This is a genomic window from Mesorhizobium sp. WSM4850, from assembly GCF_055811735.1.
Window position 1 is genome coordinate 1 of record NZ_JBVVPV010000154.1, and the last position, 778, is coordinate 778.

Below are 778 nucleotides of genomic sequence, written 5' to 3' on the forward strand. Positions count from 1 at the left end.
CAGGAATAGTCCCTTGAGACGTGCAATCCTGAGGGGAATGGCTGCACTTGGCATAGCGGCGATGGCAACCGCCTCGGTTGCCGGTTCGACTTCGGCGCAGTCGCTGCTGGAGAAGATCAAGAACGGAGAGACGGTCCGTGTCGGCTTCTCCAACGAGGTTCCCTGGGCCTATCCCGGCCAGAACAACGAGCCGCTCGGCTTTGTCAATGCGATGACGATCGACATGCTGAAGAAGCTGGGCACGACCAAGGTCGAGCCGGTCGTGACCGAATGGGGCTCGCTCATTCCCGGCCTGCAGGCGGGTCGCTTCGACATCATCACGGGCGGCATGTACATCCTGCCGGAGCGCTGCCGTAACGTGCTGTTCACCGAACCGATCGTCAAGGCCACCGACGCGCTGATTGTTCCGGCTGGCAATCCGGAAAACCTGCACTCCTATCAGGATGTACACGACAAGGGCCTCACCTTCGTCACCGGCGCGGGCTACAGCGAAATCGAGCTCATGCGCAAACTCGGCGTCCCCGACGACAAGATCATGCAGGTCGCCGGCCCGGCGGAAATCCTGCAGGCGGTGAAGGCCGGCCGTGCCGCTGCGGGTTCGGGCGCTTACTTCACCATGAAGGAGTTCACTGACAAAGACGATAGCGTCGATCTGGTCCCGGTCGGTAACAACTATTATTCGGGCCTCGCGTTCATGCCCAACCAGCAGGCGGAGGTCGATGCCTTCAACGCCGCGCTGAAAGACTATATCGGTTCCGACGAGATGATGGCGTCGGTC

At 61.1% G+C, this 778-nt stretch carries 1 protein-coding gene; it reads left to right on the forward strand.

What is annotated here, in order from left to right:
• Nucleotides 1-13: 13 nt before the first annotated feature.
• The coding region (gene ehuB / locus AC0L2Z_RS35365) for an ectoine/hydroxyectoine ABC transporter substrate-binding protein EhuB (protein WP_473630640.1) at nucleotides 14-778 on the forward strand (765 nt) is incomplete at its 3' end.